The organism is Thiohalorhabdus sp. Cl-TMA, assembly GCF_041821045.1.
Lineage (GTDB): Bacteria > Pseudomonadota > Gammaproteobacteria > Thiohalorhabdales > Thiohalorhabdaceae > Thiohalorhabdus > Thiohalorhabdus methylotropha.
In genome coordinates this window covers 227,319-243,350 of record NZ_JBGUAW010000002.1, presented here as the reverse complement: position 1 = coordinate 243,350, position 16,032 = coordinate 227,319, and the positions used below count along the sequence as shown (strand labels likewise).

Genomic DNA, 16,032 nt, shown 5'->3' with positions numbered 1-16,032 from the left:
CAACAGGCAACGCAAATCTTTTGATAAAAGAATAAGGGTGCTTTATTTCCTCCCTTATAGCTGACTTATGCTTCTTGCGGGGCCGTTAGGGGATATTGCTGTGCCCAATCCTGTATTCCCCCTATGAGGTTATAAACCTCGCCAAACCCGTTCTGGACCAGATAATGCCCGACCTGCGCCGAGCGCGCCCCGCTGGCGCAGTAGACGACCACCGGCCGCCCGGGGTCCAGCTCCTCGGTCCGCACCGGCACGAGGTGCATGGGGATGTGGACCATGCCGGGAATCACCCCGCGCTGCACCTCCCCATCGTTACGCACGTCGATCAGCTGAAGCGACCCCCCGGACCAGCCCTTGAGCTCCTCCGGAGTAATCTCGCGCAAGGAAGCCATAGACGCATTTACCCCCTAATTCACTATTCCGGAACGTAGCCAAATTCTAATATTAAGACCACAAGGCTCGCTTGGGAATTCCCTCCGGGTGCATTTTCAGGTGGTTTGCGCGCCGTGGTAAAGGTTGACCACATGCCGGGCCTCGGCGAAGAACAGCCAGCGCTCCATGGCCGCGCCGGCCAGGGCGGAAACGGCGGCCACCCACATGACGCCGCTGCCGGGCGCCTCCGCGGCCGGCCAAAGCAGGACCAGGGGCAGCAGATAGGTGAAGACGTAGACCCCCACCTTGAGGCCCTTCACGAGGTTGGCGGGCGGTACGTAGCCGAACTCGTGGGTGAGGAAGGTGCCGTAGCTGTGGCCGGGATCCAGTATCTGGACCTTGGCCCGGGTAAAGCCCGTGGCGGTATTGATGGTGGGACCGGCCGGCTGCGCCACCCAGAAGTAGTAGACGGACTTCACCATGGCGGCCAGGAGTATGAGCGCCGCCGCCAGGGCGATCATCCCGCTGACCGGCTGCAGGCCGCCCAGGCCCAGGGCATACAACAATAGGATTCCGGTACTGAAGGCCTTGGTCAGATAGTTCACCGGCACCAGCGGGCTCGACCATTGCCGGATGGTCTTGAGGCTGGCGTAGATCATGCCGGTGGAGAACAAGGTGGCCAGACCAAGGAGGAAGGCGATCACCCCGAAGAACAGCGCCCACCCCGGGGTACTACCGGCGCCGCTGTAGACCCCCAGCATGTAGAGCAGGAAGAAGGGGTAGAAGAGGACCGCGAACACCCCCTCCTTGGACAGCCAGGAGGTCTTGAACCGGGAGAACGAGCGCCACGCGTTCTTGGGGTTGGCCAGGTGCGCGGTGGAGGCCAGCAGACCCACCGAGATCAGGACGAAGGCCAGGCCGCCCGCCGCCAGCAGGCTGCTGCGGTCCAGCCCCCCGCCCAGGCCGAACAGATCGAAGAGGATGCCCAGCATGATGAGGCCGAACCCCGCTCCGGAGGCGACCGTGAAAAGAATCACCGAGAATGCCGGTTTCATGGCTCCCTATGGCTCCTTGACTGCAGTGCGTCGGATTGGGCGCGGCCCGGCCGCTACCGGTTGACCACCTTGTTGGTCCATTCCTTGACCTTGTCCTTGGCGTTGGGCTTGGGCAGGTCATCGGTGGGAATGGGCCGGCTGGCGCGCGGCGGCAGGTACTGGTTGGTGGGCTCGTAGCCGAGCTCCGGCATGAGGGAGTAACCGCCGCGACGGCGCACGGTCTCGCCCACCGCCGAGTCCGGATCCTCCAGGTCGCCGAACATCCGGGCATGGGCCGGGCAGGCGAGCACACAGGCCGGCTGGCGCTCCCGCTCCTCGAGCTCCTCATCGTAGATGCGGTCCACGCACAGGGTGCACTTCTTCATGGTCCCGCTGGACTTGTCCAGCTCGCGGGCGCCGTACGGGCAGGCCCAGGAGCACAGGTTGCAGCCCATGCACTTGTCCTGGTCCACCAGGACGATCCCGTCCTCTTCCCGCTTGATGGAGGCGCCGGTGGGGCACACGGTCACGCACTCGGCGTTCTCGCAGTGCAGGCAGGACATGGGGAAGTTGACGGTCTTGTTCTCCGGGTACTCCCCCACCTCGAAATGGCGGATGCGGTTGAACCAGACCCCGGAAGGCTCGGCCCCGTAGGGATCGTAGTCCGAGATAGGTCCGGTGACGCCCGAGGCGTTCCATTCCTTGCAGGCGGTGGCGCAGGCGTGGCAGCCCACGCATGTATCCAGATCGATGACCAGTCCGAGTTTCATCGTGTGCTCCTTGCTCGCCATGACGGCTGCTTACTTCCGGCCCCGCGTGTCGTACCGCAGCACCTCGGGACGCTCCGGCTCACCCGGGAAGGGCTTGATCTCGGGGAATTCCGGCCAGACGCCGTGCTCCCCCGGAGCCGCCGGGGAGATCCTGACCCGGAGGTCGAACCAGGCCGCCTGCCCGGTGATCGGGTCCGAGTTGGTAATCCGCCGTTCGCCCATCTTCTCCGGCAGCAGCTCGGATATGAGGTGGTTCATGAGGAAGCCCTCGTTGGACTCGGCCGCCTCGGTCTTCAGTCCCCAGGAGCCCTTCTGCTTGCCGATGGCGTTGTAGGTCCACACCGTGGTGGGCTCGGTACCCTCCATGTGCTTCACCTGGCAGCGGATCTTGCCGTGGTGGCTCTCCACCCAGGCCCACCCCTGGTCCGGGATGCCCAGCTGCTCGGCGCGCGCCCGGTTCATGTAGAGGTAGTTCTTGGCCAGGATCTGGCGCTGCCAGGCGTTCTGGGAGTCCCAGGAGTGGTACATGATCATGGGCCGCTGCGTGAGGGCGAAGAACGGATACTCGTCGTCCTCCACGCGCTGCTGCTCGAGCGGCTTGTACCAGAAGGGCAGCGGATCGAAGTAGCTCTTCAGTCGCTCGCGGTCCACCGGATCCTCGGGCCGGGGCCCGTCGTAGACCCCCTCGCCCGCCAGCCGGAAGCGCTGCAGCGGCTCGGAATAGAAGTTCATCACCACCGGATCGCTGGAGCCCAGGTAGCCGGACTCCTTGGCGAATTCCAGGTAGTCCTTGTTCCAGCCCTTGTAGAACCGCATGCGCTCGGGCAGGTGGTAGGCGAAGAAGGACTGATTCTCCAGGTACTTCTCCCACTGATTGGGATTGGGCTCGCCCACCAGCGATTTCTCGCCGTCCTTGCCGCGCCAGCCGGAAAGGAAGCCGATGCCGGGCGCGCGCTCGAAGTTGGCGATGAAGTCCTTGTAGTCCTTGTACTTCGGCTCGCCGTCTTCGTCGGTAAAGGCCGGCAGCTTCAGCCGCCCCGCCAGGTCCACCAGCACCTCCTGGAAGGCGCGCACGTCCCGGTCCGGCTCGATGACCGGATGGCGGATAGCATCGGCCGGACCGTCCGGCTCGGAGATGGGCCGGTCGAGCATGGAGATGCAGTCGTAGCGCTCGAAGTACGTGGTATCCGGCAGCACCAGGTCGGAGTAGTTGACCATCTCCGAGTGGAACGCGTCCGAGACCACCACGAAGGGGATGCGGTACTCGCCGTCGTCCTTCTTGGCGGTGAGCATGTCCATGACGCCCGTGGTGTTCATGGTGGAGTTCCACGACATGTTCGCCATGAACGTCATGAAGGTATCGATGGGGTACGGGTCCTCGTTGTAGGCGTTGGTGAGGACCATGTGCATCATGCCGTGGGCGGCCAGCGGCGCCTCCCAGGTGTAGGCCTTGTCGATCCGCAGGGGCTTGCCGTCCTCGGTGTACAGCAGGTCCTCCGGCGCCGTGGGCTGGCCCAGGGGTGCCCCGGCCAGCGGCGTGTCGGGCGCCAGCGCCTTCTCCACGTCACCCCCCATGGGCTTGGCGTTGGGTGGAACCGGCTTGGGGAAGGGCGGCTTGGAGCGGAACCCGCCCGGCACGTCCACGGTACCCAGCAGCATCTGCAGGAAGTGGATGGACCGGCAGGTCTGGAAGCCGTTGGAGTGGGCGGAGATGCCGCGCATGGCGTGCATGGACACGGGCCGGCCGATGAACTTTTCCTGCTTGCGGCCCGCCCAGTCGGTCCACTCCTGGTCGATCTCGATGGTCTCGCGGAAGGCCACGTGGGCCATCTCCAGGGCGATCTGCTCGATGCGCTCGGCATCGATGCCGGTGATCTCCGCGGCACGCTCCGGGCTGTACTCCTCGGAGAGGTAGCGCTCCGCCATGAGCGTCATGGCGGTCTTGACCCGCTCGCCGTCCGGGCCGGTGAACTCGCCGAACAGCGCGGGCGCGATATCGGTGCCGGTGGCGTCGGCGAAATCCCCAGCGTTCTGGTCCCAGATCAGCGGGCGGCCGTCGCCATCGCGCAGGAACAGGCCGTGATCCGAGGCGCCCTCGTTGTCGATCACCAGGTAGGGCGCGTTGGTGTAGCGGATCAGGTATTCCCAGTCGAACAGCTCACGCTCGAGCAGGACGTGGACCATGGACAGCGCCAGCATGGCGTCCGTGCCCGGTCGGATGCCCACCCAGTCGTCGGCGATGGCCGCATAGCCGGTACGCACCGGATTGATGGCCACGAACTTGGCGCCCCGGCGCTTGATCTTCTCCAGACCGATCTTGATGGGGTTGGAGTCGTGGTCCTCGGCCACTCCCCACATCAGGAAGTACTTGGTGCGGTCCCAGTCGGGGCTACCGAACTCCCAGAACGGGGAGCCGGTGGTGTAGATGCCGCCGGCCGCCATGTTCACCGAGCAGAAGCCACCGTGGGCGGCGAAGTTCGGCGTGCCGAACTGGGTCGCCCACAGGCCGGTTAGGGCCTGCATCTGGTCGCGGCCGGTGAAGAAGGCGAGCTTGCGCGGGTCGCTGGAGCGGATCTTCTCCAGCCGCTCGGAGAGCATGCCCAGGGCCTCCTCCCAGGAGATCTCCTGGAACTCTCCGGAGCCGCGCTCGGCACCGGGCTTGCGCAGCAGGGGCTTCTGGAGCTTGGCCGGGGAGTACTGCTTCATGATCCCCGCGGACCCCTTCCCGCACAGGACGCCCTGGTTGGTGGGGTGGTCGGGGTTGCCCTTCAGGTAGCGGAGCTTGTTGTCCTCCACATACACCTTCACCCCGCACCGGCAGGCGCACATATAGCAGGTGGTGTACTTCACCTCCTGGCGGGAATGGTCCTCGTAGTGCTCAGGATCCGAATAGTAGGTCAATCCGCTCGCAGTCATTATTCGCCCCTAGATTGCGGCTCGCCAAAGCTGCACCAGTCGCTGATGGGCTCCACCACCACCGGGTCGCCGGCCTGGAAGCCGTGATCGCCCGCCTCCACGACGATGTACGCGTGTGCGCGGCTCATGCCCCAGATCATCCCGGAGCCCTGCCGGGTAAGGGGGCTGGCCACCAGCCGCCCGCCGTCCCATTGCAGACGGGCGCGCAAGAATTCGGTGCGGCTCGTGTGTGGCCGCTGGTACTCGCTCCCCGCCATTGCCGACACCCGGACCGAAACCGGAGTGCCGCCCATCCAGTGGATTAAGGCAGGGCGCACGAACTGCTGGAAGGTAACCAGGGATGAAACGGGGTTCCCCGGGAGCCCGAAGAAGTAGGCGCCGCCGAGACGTCCGAAGGCGAAGGGCTTGCCGGGCTTGATGGCCACCTTCCAGAAGCCGATCTCGCCCTTCTCCTCCAGGATCCGCTTGACGTGGTCGAACTCGCCGACGGACACCCCGCCGCTGGTGATGACGGCGTCGTACTGGGCGGCGCTGTCCATGGAAGCGCGCAGGAGATCCAGGTCGTCGGGTACCCGCCCGCCGTCCACCGCTTCGACCCCGATCTGGCGCAGCATGGCCAGCAGGGCGAAGCGGTTGGAGTCGTAGATCATGCCCGGCGCCGGGGGCTCCCCGGGATCACTTAGCTCGGATCCCGTGGAAAGCACCGCCACGCACGGCCTGCGGGCCACCCGGACGGTGCCCACGCCGGCGGTCGCCAGGGCGGAGACCGTGATGGGGGAGATGCGCTCCCCCGGCTCCGCCAGCCGGGCATTCGGATGCACATCCTCGCCGCTGCCGCGGATATTGCTGCCCACCGCCGGGCGCTCGCCGAAGCGGGCCCGTCCCTCCAGGGCGGTCACCTTCTCCTGCATCACCACGCTGTCCGCGCCGGAAGGGATGGCGGCTCCGGTCATGATGCGGGCGCACGCGCCCGGCGGTAGCGCCTGGGGGTCGTCGCCGGCGGCCACGGTGAAGGCCACCGGCAGCTCGCCGCCATCGTCGCCCAGATCGGTGGCGCGCAAGGCGTAGCCGTCCATGGCCGAATTGTCGAAGGCCGGACTCCCCACCCGGGCCAGGGGGGCCTCGGTCAGGTAACGGCCCGCCGCATCGGCCGTCGGGACCGTTTCGCTCTCCGGGCTGGACACGATTTCCTGCAGGACTCGGTTCCGGGCATCTTCCACGGCCAGCATGATAGTTCTCCAGATGCAGCCCAGACCGCCAACCCGCCGAACCCCCGGAAGACGCGAGGTGATCGGGGGTTTTTGAGAACGGGCAATGTTGGCGATTGCCCTGCCCCCTGGCAAGGCAGTAATTTTAATTCGGGGATCAAAGCCCTTTATTTGTTGCCCCCGAACCCCCGTGCTAGCTTGACCTCGCTTAGCGAATTCCCCCATGGATTGTACGTCCACCCGGGCATGGCCCCAAACCGGCCGGGTCCGATCCGGGCCCACGCTCTCGGGAAGGCTACGTTACCCCAGGAGGACTGACGGTGGACCGCAGCGAATTCCAGGAAAACACCCGGATTACGGTTACTTACAAGGACCGCAACGGAAAGCTCCGCCCCGGGAACTTCTATGTATTTAAGCTGTTCGATGAGTTCATGATCGTCAGGTCCACGGACAATGACGGCCTGTTCCGCAAGATGGCGTATAATGACGTGGTCAAGATCGTCAAAACCAAGCCGGCGGACCGGTCGCATTTCTTCACCGTTCCCGACGAGCTGCTCGAAGAGAAGATGTGGCGGGACCGGGAGACCATGTTCCACTACGCTTCCGCCCCGGGGCGGGGCAAGTAAGCGCCCGCCGCGCTGGTTCCCGGGGGCGCGCCCGGGGGCGATTTCGGCACCTATCCCCATTCCGGGGCCGGGACTGTCTTCCCGGCCCCTTTGTGTATTTTCCGGGAGGAGCCCCATGACCAGCGCAGAAGACCCCCTTTCCCATTTCGATCCCGAAGGCAACGCCCGCATGGTGGACGTGGGCGACAAGGCCGTTACCGAGCGGACGGCCGTGGCGGAGGGCCGGATCGGCATGGACCCCGCCACCCTGGAGCGTATCCGGGCCGGCCAGGTGGCCAAGGGGGACGTGCTCGGCGTGGCGCGCATCGCTGGTATCCAGGCGGCCAAGCAGACCGGTACCCTGATCCCCCTCTGCCACCCCTTGCCCATCACCTCGGTGGAGCTGGACTTCCGGGACGAGGATCGGCCGTCTGCGGTGCGGGTGACGGCCACGGTCAAGACGGCCAACCGCACCGGTGTGGAAATGGAAGCCCTCACGGCCGTCAACGTGGCCCTGCTCACGGTGTACGATATGTGCAAGGCCATGGACCGGGCCATGGAAATCGACCAGGTGCGGCTGGTGGAAAAATCCGGGGGCCGCTCCGGGCACTGGCGGCGCGATCCGGACTGAGCCGGGTGTCCCTTTCCGGGACAGGCAGGAACTCGAGGCTCCGGTCAGGGCCTAATAGCACGCAGTATTGTTGGGTACCGATTTTTTTCCGACCGACCCATGGCGACCATGCCCCACCTCCGGACCTCCCTGCGCACACGTAAGGCCCGCCGCGTGCTGGCGGCTCTATTAATGGGCCTGCTCGGATCGGCACCGACCGTTTCGGCGGACCAGCTCCCCTCCCTCGGCAGCCAGACCGGCGGCGCGCTCACCGCCACCCAGGAAAGGGAGATCGGCAAACGATTCCTGAGCCGGGCGCAGCGGCAGCTGACCTTCGTGCAGGACCCGGAGATCCTGGAGTACGTCCGCACCATCGGTCACCGCATCGCCGCCCAGACGGATTTCCACGCCTACCCGTTCCATTTCTACGTGGTGCAGGACCCCAGCCTGAACGCCTTCGCCGTGCCCGGCGGCTACATCTTCCTCCACTCCGGCCTGATCGAGGCGACGGACTCCGCCGCCGAGCTGGCCGGCGTGCTGGCCCACGAGATCGCCCACATCACCCAGCGCCACATGGCCCGGCAGGTGGCCGCCAGCCAGCAGACCCAGCTCGAATCCCTGCTGCTGGTGCTTGCGGGGGTGATGGCGGGCATGCAGGGACAGGGAGAGGCCGCCCAGGCGCTGGTTGCCGGCGCGAGCGCCTATTCCCAGCAGGAGATGCTTTCCTACAGCCGCAGCCACGAGCACGAGGCGGACCGCCTGGGCGTGGGCTATCTGGCGGCCAGCGGCTTCGACCCGGAGGGGCTTCCGGCCTTCCTCGAGGAGCTGCAGAACTGGGCGCAGCTCCAGGGCCAGTCGCCCCCGGCCTACATGTCCACGCACCCCCTGACCACGAATCGGATCTCCGACGCGCGCAACCGCGCCAGCCGCATGCAGGCCGCCTCCGCTTCCACCCCGCTGGGCGAGGACACCTTCCAGCGCATCCGCGCCCGCATGCGCGCCATCAGCGCGGAGTCCAGCCAGGAAGCCTATAACCATTTCAGGGAGGCGGTGAAGCGGAGGCCCCAGGACCATTCCGCCCGCTACGGGCTGGCCCTGGCCGCCCGGTTCAGCGGACGCACCGAGGAAGCCATCGGCATCCTGCGCGGCCTCATGGAGGACGCCCCCGAAGAGGTGGCCTACCGCAGCGCCCTGGCCGAGCTCCTCCTGAGCGCCGGACGGCCCGGCGGGGCGGTGCAAGCCATCCGCTCTGCCCTGGAGCTCCGCCCGGACGCGCCCGAGCTGCGGGAACAGCTCGGGGAGGCGCAGCTCGCCGAGGGCAATGCCTCCGAAGCCCTGCGCACCCTGGTGGAGGTCACCCGGGACTATCCGGACCGCGCCTCCGCCCATCGCGCCCTGGCCGAGGCCTACGCCCGGACCGATCAGCCCATCCAGGCCCATCGCGCGGAGGCCGAGGCCCGCTGGCTGCTGGGGCAGCGCGCCGAGGCCCTGGAGCAGCTGCGCCTGGCCGAGCGGCTGGCGCAGGAGCAAAGCTCGGATCAGCTTGGCCTGATCCGGGCGCGCATCAAGGAGCTTCAGTTATAGGGCGGGCCCCGCGCCGGCCCCCCCCGCTTCCCCGCAAGGAATCCCATGCAGGCGCCCCTTAGACTCGCCAAACGCCTCTTCTTCCGCGGTTTGCCGCTCCTGGCGGGGCTGTTCCTGCTGGCCGGGGCGCCGACCGCCTCCGCGGAGCCCCCCGAGCGGCTCCGCCTCCTCCTGCCGCCCCTGTCCAGCGCCGATCAGGTCTACGCACGGTTCCAGCCCCTGGCCCAGCACCTGGAAAAGGCCCTCGACATTCCGGTGGAAGCGCGGGTGGCGGGGGACCTGGAATCCCTGCTCCGCCTGGCCCGGCAGGACCGGCCGCAGATCGCCTACCTCTGTCCGCTCATCTACACGCGCCTGGCCGATGAAGGGGCACTGACCGCCCTGGCACGGCTCGAGCGTCACGGGCAGAGCACCTTCCGCACGGTGGTGGTGGTACGTGACGGCAGCCCCTATGCCCGTCTGGAGGAGCTGGAGGGGGCGCGGTTCGCCTACGGCAATCCGGTCTGCGCCGCATCGCGCCTGGTTCCGGAGGCCATGTTCGCGGAGGCCGGCCTCAATCCGGGCCGGGACTTCTTCGAGAAGCGCACCCTCGGATCCAACGAGAATGCCCTCTACTCGGTGGCCGCGGACCTCTTCGACGCCACCGCCGTGGACGAGTCCTCCGCCCGGCCCTTCCTGGAGAAGGGGGTGCTGCGGGCACTCCGCTATTCCCGGCCCATCCCCCAGTATCTGCTGGCCGCCAACCGAGGGATCGACGCCGCCTTCCGCCGGCGCCTCACCGGCATTCTTACCAGTCTCCAGGCCGAATCCGTACTGCGGGCCATCGGCAGCGACGTGAACGGCTTCGTGGCCACGACGGATGCGGACTACGATGTGATCCGGGCGATGGAGCGCCGCCATGGCACGCCGTCTACCCCCCTGAACCTGCTGGATCCCGCGGACCGGACCACGAGCACCGAAGGAAGGCGGGAATGATCAGCCGCTTCCAGCGACTGCCCCTGCAGACCAAGGGCGCCCTGTACGTCCTGCTGCTGATCACCGGCATCTTCCTGGCGGTGGCGCTGGTGGTGTATACCTCCGTGAACCGGGACCTCGAGCAGCAGCTGGTCTCCGAGAACCTCCGCATGGTCCGGGACCTTTCCACCAGCGCCCGCAGCCCCCTGCTCACCACCGATCTGGCCGCGCTCCAGACCCTGGTGGAGCAGGCGGGCAGCAACCGCGCCGTGGAGGCGGTGGTGATCACCGACGCCACCCAGCGGACCCTGGCCTCCACCAAGCTGTCCGAATTGGGACAGAAACGGCCCGATTGGGCCAGCGACAGCGCACCTGCGTCCCCTTCCTCCTCGGCCCTGGACCTGCTGCCTCTGACCTCCAGCAAGCTCCTGAAGACGGCGAGCCATCCCATCAACGTCCGCGACGAGCTCCTGGGGCGGGTCCATGTGCGCTTCGACCCGGAGGAGCTCCAGCAGATCGTCGCCGAGAACCTGTCGGCGACCCTGCAGAAGCTCCTGTGGCTGGGCCTGCTCACCGGCGTGGTGGGAACCGCCGGCGCCTTCCTGGTCTCGGGCTTCGTCACCCGGCCCATCCGACGCCTAACCGGACAGGTGGAGGCTATGGAGCGGGAGTTCGCCACCGCCGGCAGCGAGGACGAGAGCGGCCCGCCCGCCGGCGACGAGCTGGCGCGCCTCCAGCACGGCTTCGGACGCCTCCGCTCCACCCTCAGCAGCTACCTGATCGAGCTGGACCGTCTGCATCGCAAGCAGCAGGCCCAGTACTGCCTGGCCACCATCGGCGAGATGTCGGCCCACGTGGCGCACGAGCTGCGCAATTCGCTGTCCAGCCTGCGCGGCGCCGCCCGCTATCTGCGCCGTCACCCGGAGGCCTCCCAGAAGGCCGAGTTCTCCGAGATCATCGAGGAGGAAGTCTACCGGCTCTACGAGATGACCGAGGGCTTCCTCGATTTCAGCCGACCCTTCGAGCCCCAGCTGGAGGAGCGCGATCTGTGCGCCCTGATCAGGGATACCTGCGGCCGCCTGGAGAACGACTACGCCAATGCCGGGGTGACGCTGGACTGCCGCTGCTCCGAGGAGAAACGGTGTCCGGTGGACGCCCAGCTCCTCCACCAGGCGCTGGTGAACCTCCTGACCAATGCCCTGGACGCCCTGGAGCCGGGGGACCGGGTAAGCGTATGGTTGGAGCCCGGACCCCGCAGCACGCGCAAGATCATCGTGCGCGATACGGGGCCGGGCATCCCCGAGGCGGATCGCGAGCGGATCTTCAAGCCCTTCGTGACCACCAAGAACCACGGTAGCGGGCTGGGGCTGGCGGTGGTCTCCAAGGTGGTGCTGCAGCACGGGGGCCAGGTGGAGGTGGACGACGCTCCGGGCGGCGGCGCCCGCTTCACGCTGACGCTTCCCAGAACCGGGTAATCGGAGCCATGGCAGAGCGCACTATTCTGATCGTCGAGGACGAACGCAATCTGCGCCGGGTGATGGCGGCCTGGGTGGAGGGCGAGGGCTTCCGCACCCGGACGGCGGAGGACGCCGAGGAGGCCCTTGCGCAGTTCGCCCGGCACGGCGCGGACCTGGTGGTTACCGACCACCGGCTGGGGGGCGACCGCAACGGCCTGGACCTCATGCACGCCCTCAAGGCCGAGCATCCGGACCTCCCGGTGATCATCGTCACCGCCTACGGCAACGTGGAGCACGCCGTGGAGGCCATGAAGGCCGGGGCCGACCATTATCTCACCAAGCCGGTGGAAGAAGCGGACCTGGTGGCGCTGGTCCGCAACCTCCTCAACCGCTCCGGACACGCCCTGCCCACGCAGTACCCCGAGCAGGACTACGGCATCGTGGGCAACAGCCCGCCCATCCGCGAGCTGCTGCACACCATCGAGCTCGTGGCGCCGGCCCCGTCCACCGTGCAGATCACGGGGGAGTCGGGCACCGGCAAGGAGCTGGTGGCGCGTGCCCTGCACACGGCCTCGCCGCGGTCCCGGGAGCCCTTCGTGGCGGTGAACTGCGCCGCCCTTCCCGGCGAGCTGATAGAGAGCGAGCTGTTCGGCTACGAGAAGGGGGCGTTCACCGGCGCCCACCAGGCCCGGCCGGGCAAATTCGAAGAGGCGGGCAAGGGCACCCTGTTCCTGGACGAGGTGGGGGAGATGCCCCTGGCCATGCAGGTGAAGCTCCTGCGCGCCCTCCAGGAGCGGGAGATCACGCGCCTCGGCAGCCACCGCGCCCTGCCGGTGAACGCCCGCCTGGTTACCGCCACCAACCGGGATCTTGCCCGGGACGCTGAGGAAGGACGGTTCCGGGAGGACCTCTATTACCGCCTCAACGTCATCCCCCTGCACCTCCCGCCCCTGCGCGAGCGCATGGAAGACATCCCCCTGCTGGCCCGCCATTTCCTGGAACGGTTCGCCCATCAGCTGGGCCGCAATCCGCCGGTGCTCACCGCGGAGGCCCTCTCGGTCCTCCAGGCCTATCCCTGGCCCGGCAACATACGGGAGCTGGAGAACATCCTCGAGCGCACCGTGGTCATGACCCAGGGCGACACGATGGGCTCCGAGGACCTGCCACACGAGCTCTCCAGGCCGCCCGCCGCTTCGGCCAAGGCCGATTTCCCCACCCACCACCTCCCCACCATCGAGCGGCAGGTGGTGATCGACGCCATGGAGAAGACCAACTGGAACCAGAGCCAGGCGGCGGTCCTGCTGGGCATAAGCCGCAAACAGCTGCGCACCAAGATGAAGAACCTGGGCCTGCTGGGCAGCGACGGTGAAGAGGAGCCGGAGGGCGCCCCCGACCCGTCCGCGCCTTCTTGAGCGACAATGCGGCTACCGACGGTACGGCACTTGCAGTAGAAGAATCAGAGCTTGCTGCGCCGTCTGAGTACAAGAAAACTCAAATATTAAAGTTTATTAATATACCAAAATTGAGCATTCGAATCCTTTAAGGGCCCATTTACGAAACTTTTCTCCTTCAAAATCGGCCTCCTACAGGGGCTCAGCTTGTGGACAGGCTTCTGGGAGATGCTATTCTAAAGCCAGTGTGCGCCTGGGGCGCGACCCGCCTCTGTAATCCAAAGGCAATACACAATTTAGAATAATGCATCCCAATGAGGAATGAACGACGAATCTCGAAAACAATTGGTTGCGGCTCCGCAGCCCAATATGGCATACAGGATGCATTCTTGGGCCCCGGGCTGGTTTTCGGCCCTTCGGCCCTACAGTCAAGCCGCAAAGGAGGAGTGCACATGGGGATCAATGTAATCTCCCGGCTCGGCGCCCCGCTTTTGGGAGCCGCCATGCTCGTCGTCGGCAGCGCCGCCAACGTTGCCATTGCCCAAGACGACGGAGAAGAGCTGGGCCGTACGGAACAGCAGGGCAAGGACCTCGCCTTCGACCGGAAGAAGGGCAACTGCCTGGCCTGCCATGAGATTCCCGGCGGGGAGCTCCCCGGAAATCTCGGACCCAGTCTGGTAGGCGTCGCCGACCGGCTGAGCAAGGAGCGCATCCGGAACCAGATCTGGGACCCGGAGCAGTTCAACACGGTCACCTCCATGCCCCCCTTCGGGAAGCACGAGATCCTGTCCGAAGAGGAAGTGGACAAGATCGTCGCCTACCTCATGACGCTTCACTATTAAACGGCGAAGCGAAACCGATTCACGGAGGAACCACTCGATGCGCGTTGCAAACACTCAGAACACCGGCCGGCGCTCCTTCCTGAAGACCCTCGGCACGACGGGTGCCGTGGTGGCCGCCGCCGGAGCCGGACTGCTGAAACCGGTCAAGAGCCTGGCCGCCAACTTCCCGTTCCCCAAGGAAGCCTTCAACCAGGAAAGCATGGATTCCGCCATGCAGACGGCTCTCGGGACCACCGACGTGCAGGAGGGGCACGTCAGCCTGAAGACGCCCACCATCGCCGAGAACGGCGCCGTGGTGCCCATCACCGCGAGCAGCGATCTGGAGCCCGGGAAGGTGGCCAAGTTCCACATCTTCGTGACCAAGAACCCGGCCCCCTATACGGCCCGCTTCCACATGCTCGAAACCGGCCGGCCGGAGGTCTCCACCCGCATCAAGATGAACGAGACTTCCGACATCGTCGCCGTCGCCGAGACCACCGACGGCCAGTTCTACAAGACCAGCAAGGAAGTCCGGGTCACCATCGGCGGCTGCGGCGGCTGAGCCACCGGGCAGACCGCAAAGACTTCGGCCTACACAGAATACGATAGGGGAAAATCAAGATGGCTAAGACTGGAACCGCTCGTATCCGGGTCGGGAACGCCAAGAAGGGCCAGCCCACCCAGGTTCGCGCCCTGATCCTGCATCCCATGGAAACCGGCCTGCGCAAGGACCCCAAGACCGGCGAGAAGATCCCCGCCCATTACGTGCAGAAAGTGAAGGCGGACTTCAACGGCACCCGTATCTTCGAGGCCGACTGGAGCGTGGCGATCAGCAAGAACCCGTATATGTCCTATTACATCGCCCCGGAATCCAGCGGCACCCTGAAGATGACCTGGGAAGACAATCAGGGCGGCACCTACACCGCCGAAGCCCAGGTTCAGGTCGGCTAGCCGCGCTAGCTCCCGACTACGCCAGCAGGAGGACCCAGCATGAAAGAACGTCTGTCCGTAGCCGCGGCCACGCTCGCGCTGTTGCTCGGCACGAGCCAGGCCGGCGCCCAGCTAACCGGCGAGGAGCAGCAGCGGGCCGTTTCCGAGGAGGGTGCCGAGGCCATCGGGGAGCAGTTCAACCCCGGCGAGCTCGACATCGATGAGGGCAAGGCCCTGTTCCAGCAGGAAGGCCCCAACGGCAAGTCCTGCGCCTCTTGCCACGGTGAGGATGGCGAGGACCTGAAGGGCGCCGCCACCCAATACCCCAAGGTGGTGGATTCGGTCTATCCCATCGGGAACACCTCCGGGCCCGAGCTAGTCCATAAGGGCCAGAAGCAGGGCGAGGCGCTGAACCCCAACAAGGCCATCGAGGACGAAGGCGTGCGCACCCTGGCGATGCAGATCAACATCTGCCGGGCCAACAACATGGACGCCGAGCCCTGGAACTGGAGCCAGAAGCACGGCAAGAAGATGCGCTACATGACCATCTTCGTGAAGTCCCTCTCCACCGGCATGCCGCTGGATATCGCCACCGACGGCAAGGCGAAGGAGTACTGGGAGAAGGGCAAGAAGTTCTACTGGATGAAGCGCGGCCAGCTGAACTTCGCCTGCGGGACCTGCCACGTGCTGAACGGCGGCATGCGCATCCGCGGACAGATCCTGTCCGATGTGCGCGGGCAGTACAACAAGTTCCCGACCTTCCGCATGAAGCAGCAGCAGACGCGCCTCATGCATACCCGGTATCGGGGCTGCAACCGCCGTGTCCGGGCGCACGACCTGCCCTTCCAGGATCCCGCCTATCGGGCCCTGGAGCTTTACCACGGCTCGCTCTCCAACGGTGAGCCGATGCGGGTGCCGGGGCACAGCCTCTAGCCGCTCCGCAGGAGCCGCCGTATTAGGCCCGGGTCCGCCCCGGGCCTATTTTTTTGCGACCTGAGCCGAACCGGGACTTGCGGCGATCCGGCCAAGGAAAAGGGAGGGCGCCCAATGCGGGCAATGGCTACCGGGAAGCCCGCCGACCGCAGATTTTTCTGGGCCTGGTTTTTGCATTTTCCTCGGCGGTCCCCGGCTGGGCCGGATTCGTTGGAACCGGCACCGATCCGCGGGCTATCCGCGCTAATCGGCCCTCCGACGAGCCCCTGTAAGGCCCGGAAGGGCACTTCCGGCCCGATGCCAGGGTACGCAGCCCGCGGACGGGGAGCCCAGGATGAGGTCACGGGGATGCGTAACCGGGATCTCGCCCGCGCACGGGCCCGCATGGTGTACCGGGTGTGCCATTTGGGCCCGGGCGTGGGGGTTCCGCGAAAGCGTCACTACCCCGGT

General features: G+C 66.4%; 15 protein-coding genes. 10 read left to right on the top strand and 5 right to left on the bottom strand.

Going from position 1 to position 16,032, the window contains the following annotated elements:
- Window positions 1-65: 65 nt before the first annotated feature.
- The 5 genes from ACERLL_RS03410 to ACERLL_RS03390 form a co-directional block, all read right to left on the bottom strand.
- Entirely contained in the window at window positions 66-389 is a 324-nt protein-coding gene (locus ACERLL_RS03410; RefSeq protein WP_373654655.1) for a rhodanese-like domain-containing protein, read from the bottom strand.
- 96 nt (window positions 390-485) lie between these two features.
- The gene (locus ACERLL_RS03405; RefSeq protein ID WP_373654654.1) at window positions 486-1,424 is read right to left on the bottom strand and encodes a dimethyl sulfoxide reductase anchor subunit family protein; all 939 of its coding nucleotides are present in this window, start codon (window positions 1,422-1,424) and stop codon (window positions 486-488) included.
- Window positions 1,425-1,477: 53 nt separating this feature from the next.
- A complete protein-coding gene (locus ACERLL_RS03400; protein ID WP_373654653.1) occupies window positions 1,478-2,173 on the bottom strand; it encodes a 4Fe-4S dicluster domain-containing protein in 696 nt (231 codons plus the stop codon).
- 30 nt (window positions 2,174-2,203) lie between these two features.
- Window positions 2,204-5,089: a molybdopterin oxidoreductase family protein gene (locus ACERLL_RS03395; RefSeq protein ID WP_373654652.1), complete on the bottom strand. Its 2,886-nt coding sequence runs from the start codon at window positions 5,087-5,089 to the stop codon at window positions 2,204-2,206.
- Window positions 5,089-6,318 (bottom strand): molybdopterin molybdotransferase MoeA, encoded by a 1,230-nt coding sequence (locus ACERLL_RS03390; protein ID WP_373654651.1) that lies wholly within the window; start codon window positions 6,316-6,318, stop codon window positions 5,089-5,091. Before ACERLL_RS03390 ends, ACERLL_RS03395 begins: the two co-directional genes overlap by 1 nt.
- A 299-nt stretch (window positions 6,319-6,617) precedes the next feature.
- On the opposite strand from ACERLL_RS03390, the gene ACERLL_RS03385 reads away from it, so the two are divergent.
- From ACERLL_RS03385 to soxA, 10 genes are all read left to right on the top strand, one after another.
- A complete protein-coding gene (locus ACERLL_RS03385; RefSeq protein ID WP_373654650.1) occupies window positions 6,618-6,923 on the top strand; it encodes a hypothetical protein in 306 nt (101 codons plus the stop codon).
- A gap of 115 nt (window positions 6,924-7,038) precedes the next feature.
- Window positions 7,039-7,533 carry a cyclic pyranopterin monophosphate synthase MoaC gene (moaC, locus tag ACERLL_RS03380; protein ID WP_373654649.1) on the top strand — a complete coding sequence of 165 codons (495 nt, stop codon included), beginning with the start codon at window positions 7,039-7,041 and terminating at the stop codon, window positions 7,531-7,533.
- A gap of 99 nt (window positions 7,534-7,632) precedes the next feature.
- Window positions 7,633-9,096 carry a M48 family metalloprotease gene (locus ACERLL_RS03375; RefSeq protein ID WP_373654648.1) on the top strand — a complete coding sequence of 488 codons (1,464 nt, stop codon included), beginning with the start codon at window positions 7,633-7,635 and terminating at the stop codon, window positions 9,094-9,096.
- 45 nt (window positions 9,097-9,141) lie between these two features.
- Window positions 9,142-10,071, top strand: coding sequence for a phosphate/phosphite/phosphonate ABC transporter substrate-binding protein (locus ACERLL_RS03370; protein ID WP_373654647.1), 930 nt, complete (start codon window positions 9,142-9,144; stop codon window positions 10,069-10,071).
- Window positions 10,068-11,525, top strand: a complete 1,458-nt coding sequence (locus ACERLL_RS03365) for a sensor histidine kinase (RefSeq protein ID WP_373654646.1) — start codon at window positions 10,068-10,070, stop codon at window positions 11,523-11,525. The genes ACERLL_RS03370 and ACERLL_RS03365 overlap by 4 nt, the downstream gene beginning before the upstream one ends.
- An 8-nt stretch (window positions 11,526-11,533) precedes the next feature.
- The gene (locus ACERLL_RS03360; RefSeq protein ID WP_373654645.1) at window positions 11,534-12,919 is read left to right on the top strand and encodes a sigma-54-dependent transcriptional regulator; all 1,386 of its coding nucleotides are present in this window, start codon (window positions 11,534-11,536) and stop codon (window positions 12,917-12,919) included.
- A 431-nt stretch (window positions 12,920-13,350) separates the two neighbouring features.
- Window positions 13,351-13,740, top strand: coding sequence for a sulfur oxidation c-type cytochrome SoxX (gene soxX / locus ACERLL_RS03355; RefSeq protein ID WP_373654644.1), 390 nt, complete (start codon window positions 13,351-13,353; stop codon window positions 13,738-13,740).
- Between the two features lie 37 nt (window positions 13,741-13,777).
- On the top strand, window positions 13,778-14,281 hold the full coding sequence (soxY, locus tag ACERLL_RS03350) for a thiosulfate oxidation carrier protein SoxY (protein WP_373654643.1): 504 nt from the start codon (window positions 13,778-13,780) through the stop codon (window positions 14,279-14,281).
- 59 nt (window positions 14,282-14,340) lie between these two features.
- Entirely contained in the window at window positions 14,341-14,670 is a 330-nt protein-coding gene (soxZ, locus tag ACERLL_RS03345) for a thiosulfate oxidation carrier complex protein SoxZ (protein WP_373654642.1), read from the top strand.
- 39 nt (window positions 14,671-14,709) lie between these two features.
- A complete protein-coding gene (soxA, locus tag ACERLL_RS03340) occupies window positions 14,710-15,582 on the top strand; it encodes a sulfur oxidation c-type cytochrome SoxA (protein ID WP_373654641.1) in 873 nt (290 codons plus the stop codon).
- The last annotated feature ends 450 nt before the right edge of the window (window positions 15,583-16,032 follow it).

Excerpts from the sequence above, each read along its gene's own strand:
- ACERLL_RS03410 (WP_373654655.1), bottom strand. The coding sequence starts at position 389 with ATGGCTTCCTTGCGCGAGATTACTCCGGAGGAGCTCAAGGGCTGGTCC.
- ACERLL_RS03405 (WP_373654654.1), bottom strand. The coding sequence starts at position 1,424 with ATGAAACCGGCATTCTCGGTGATTCTTTTCACGGTCGCCTCCGGAGCG.
- ACERLL_RS03400 (WP_373654653.1), bottom strand. The coding sequence starts at position 2,173 with ATGAAACTCGGACTGGTCATCGATCTGGATACATGCGTGGGCTGCCAC.
- ACERLL_RS03395 (WP_373654652.1), bottom strand. The coding sequence starts at position 5,089 with ATGACTGCGAGCGGATTGACCTACTATTCGGATCCTGAGCACTACGAG.
- ACERLL_RS03390 (WP_373654651.1), bottom strand. The coding sequence starts at position 6,318 with ATGCTGGCCGTGGAAGATGCCCGGAACCGAGTCCTGCAGGAAATCGTG.
- moaC (WP_373654649.1), top strand. The coding sequence starts at position 7,039 with ATGACCAGCGCAGAAGACCCCCTTTCCCATTTCGATCCCGAAGGCAAC.
- ACERLL_RS03375 (WP_373654648.1), top strand. The coding sequence starts at position 7,633 with ATGGCGACCATGCCCCACCTCCGGACCTCCCTGCGCACACGTAAGGCC.
- ACERLL_RS03370 (WP_373654647.1), top strand. The coding sequence starts at position 9,142 with ATGCAGGCGCCCCTTAGACTCGCCAAACGCCTCTTCTTCCGCGGTTTG.
- ACERLL_RS03365 (WP_373654646.1), top strand. The coding sequence starts at position 10,068 with ATGATCAGCCGCTTCCAGCGACTGCCCCTGCAGACCAAGGGCGCCCTG.
- ACERLL_RS03360 (WP_373654645.1), top strand. The coding sequence starts at position 11,534 with ATGGCAGAGCGCACTATTCTGATCGTCGAGGACGAACGCAATCTGCGC.
- soxX (WP_373654644.1), top strand. The coding sequence starts at position 13,351 with ATGGGGATCAATGTAATCTCCCGGCTCGGCGCCCCGCTTTTGGGAGCC.
- soxY (WP_373654643.1), top strand. The coding sequence starts at position 13,778 with ATGCGCGTTGCAAACACTCAGAACACCGGCCGGCGCTCCTTCCTGAAG.
- soxZ (WP_373654642.1), top strand. The coding sequence starts at position 14,341 with ATGGCTAAGACTGGAACCGCTCGTATCCGGGTCGGGAACGCCAAGAAG.
- soxA (WP_373654641.1), top strand. The coding sequence starts at position 14,710 with ATGAAAGAACGTCTGTCCGTAGCCGCGGCCACGCTCGCGCTGTTGCTC.